The organism is Streptomyces sp. PA03-6a, assembly GCF_033792765.1.
Classification (GTDB): domain Bacteria; phylum Actinomycetota; class Actinomycetes; order Streptomycetales; family Streptomycetaceae; genus Actinacidiphila.
In genome coordinates, this window is record NZ_JARAVK010000515.1 from 1 (window position 1) to 2,180 (window position 2,180).

A 2,180-nucleotide genomic window follows, 5' to 3' on the forward strand; every position below is an offset into this window, starting at 1 on the left:
ATGCGCACTGCGGGCGGGGGCCGATGACCCGTTCGGTGGTCGAGGTCCGGCCGGTCCCCGGCGCGGCACCCGGCGGTCAGCGGGTACGGGCGGGCGGGGGCAGTTCCCCCGAGCCACGGGGGACGAGCCGGGTCTCGACCAGGAGGGTGCGGGCCCGGGTGCGGTCGCCCTCAAGGCGTTCGAGGGCGGTGGAGCCCGCCAACTCGCCCATGGTGACCGGATTCTGGGCCACGACGGTGAGGGCGGGTTCGAGGATGGCGGCCATGGGGACGTCGTCGAAGGCGACCACCGCGACGTCCTTGCGGCCGCTGCGGGAGAGCTCGGTCATGACCCCGATCGTCATGACGTTGTTGCCCGACAGCAGCGCGGTGGGCGGGTCGGGCAGGGCGAGCAGCCGGGCCGTCGCCTCGGCGGCGCCGGCCGGGTCGTGCGCGTCGGCGACGAGGGCGCGGTCGTGGGGCAGCCCGGCCTCGGCGAGCGCGGCGCGGTAGCCGGCGAGCCTCTCACGGCGGGTGTACAGCCGGGCCGGGAGGTCGCCTATGAACCCGATCCTGCGGTGTCCGCCGGCGATCAGGTGGGCGACGCCCTCCTGCGTGCCGGCCCGGTTGGAGCTGACCACGGTGTCGGCGGTCAGGCCGTTGCCGGGCCGGTCGAGGAAGACCACCGGCAGTCCGGCGGCCCGGTGGGACTTCAGGTGGGCGTGGTCGGCGCCCACCGCGGGCGCGACCATGAGCACGCTGACCCGGCGGGCCAGGAAGGTGCCGATCAGCGCGTGCTCCCGCTCCGGGTCGTCGTCCGACGAACCCATCAGCAGGGTCAGTCCGTGCCCGTGCACGGCGTCCTCGATGCCGCCGGCGACGGCGCCGAAGAACGGGTTGCCCAGGTCCGGCACCACCAGACCCACGGTGGTGTCGGGGCCGCCCACCCGCATGCTCCTGGCCATGAGGTTGGGCTGGAAGCCGAGCTTCGCCACGGCCTCCAGCACCCGCCTCCTGGTCTCCGCGGAGCTGGGACCGTCCTCGTTCAGCACCCGGGAGACCGTCTTGGCACTGACACCCACCTCGCGGGCCACGTCGGCGAGGGTCGGTCTGCGGGTCGCTGTCATGGACCACCTTTTCTCCGGATGTCGGCCCCGCGGATGCCGGGGCCCGTCGGTCAGCTCCCCCCGACCCCTGCGGCCGAGGCTGCGTCACTGTCCGCCACGACCGTACCGCCGTCCGGTCGCACGCCGAGCGCGCCGGTCATGATGGCCACCACCTCGGCCATCGAGTAGTCCGACGGCTTGATGACGGCCTCCCGCCTGCCCAGCCGGTGGACGTGGACGCGGTCGGCAATCTCGAAGACGTGGGGCATGTTGTGGCTGATGAGGATCACCGGGATGCCCTTGTCCCGTACCCGGCGGATGAGGTCGAGGACCTGTCCTGACTCCTTGACGCCGAGGGCGGCGGTCGGCTCGTCCATCACCACGACGCTGCGCGCCCAGGCGGCCGCGCGGGCCACGGCGACGGCCTGGCGCTGGCCGCCGGAGAGCGTCTCCACCGGCTGCGTGATCGAGCCGACGCCGACCTTGAGCGCGGCCATGTGGTCGGCGGCCTGACGGCGCATCGCCTTCTTGTCCAGCAGGCGGAGCACCGAGCCCAGCACGCCGGGGCGGCGGATCTCGCGGCCCAGGAACATGTTGGACGCGATGTCCATGGACGCCGCGACGGCGAGGTCCTGGTACACCGTCTCGATGCCGTGCGCCCGCGCGTCCTGCGGCCCGGCGAACCTGATGGGTCTGCCGTGCAGCCGGATCTCGCCGGCGTCGGGGACGAGTGCGCCGGTGAGCGCCTTGATCAGGCTGGTCTTGCCGGCACCGTTGTCGCCGATGACGGCCAGCACCTCGCCGGGCATGAGGTCGAAGTCAGCGTGGTCGATGGCGGTGACGTGTCCGTAGCGCTTGACCAGCCCGCGCGCGCTGAGCACGGGTCCGGGCCCGGTGGCGGGCGCCGGGCCCGGACTCCTCCGCAGCGCGCGCGGGCTGGCCCAGCGCTACGGCCGCCGCACCGCCAGCGACGACGCTGACTTCGAACTCATGCCCGGTGCGGTGCTGGCCGAAACAGGCGACAACGGTGCCGGCCAGACTAGCGCGATCAAGGCGCTCACCGACGCAACCGTCCCTAACGACGGAGAAAACAGGA

General features: G+C 73.2%; 2 protein-coding genes and 1 pseudogene. 1 reads left to right on the forward strand and 2 read right to left on the reverse strand.

Annotation, left to right across the window (positions count from 1 at the left end; genetic code table 11):
• Positions 1–76 precede the first annotated feature (76 nt).
• Together PV350_RS46195 and PV350_RS46200 are read right to left on the reverse strand one after the other, a co-directional pair.
• Complete coding sequence (locus tag PV350_RS46195; RefSeq protein WP_499516102.1) at positions 77–1,105, reverse strand: LacI family DNA-binding transcriptional regulator; 1,029 nt, start codon at positions 1,103–1,105, stop codon at positions 77–79.
• Positions 1,106–1,155: 50 nt separating this feature from the next.
• Positions 1,156–2,010, reverse strand: coding sequence for an ATP-binding cassette domain-containing protein (locus PV350_RS46200; RefSeq protein WP_500339261.1), 855 nt, complete (start codon positions 2,008–2,010; stop codon positions 1,156–1,158).
• Here PV350_RS46200 and PV350_RS46205 point away from each other — a divergent pair.
• Positions 1,979–2,180, forward strand: a pseudogene (locus PV350_RS46205) (sugar ABC transporter ATP-binding protein); the annotation flags it as partial. The gene PV350_RS46200 and the pseudogene PV350_RS46205 overlap by 32 nt on opposite strands.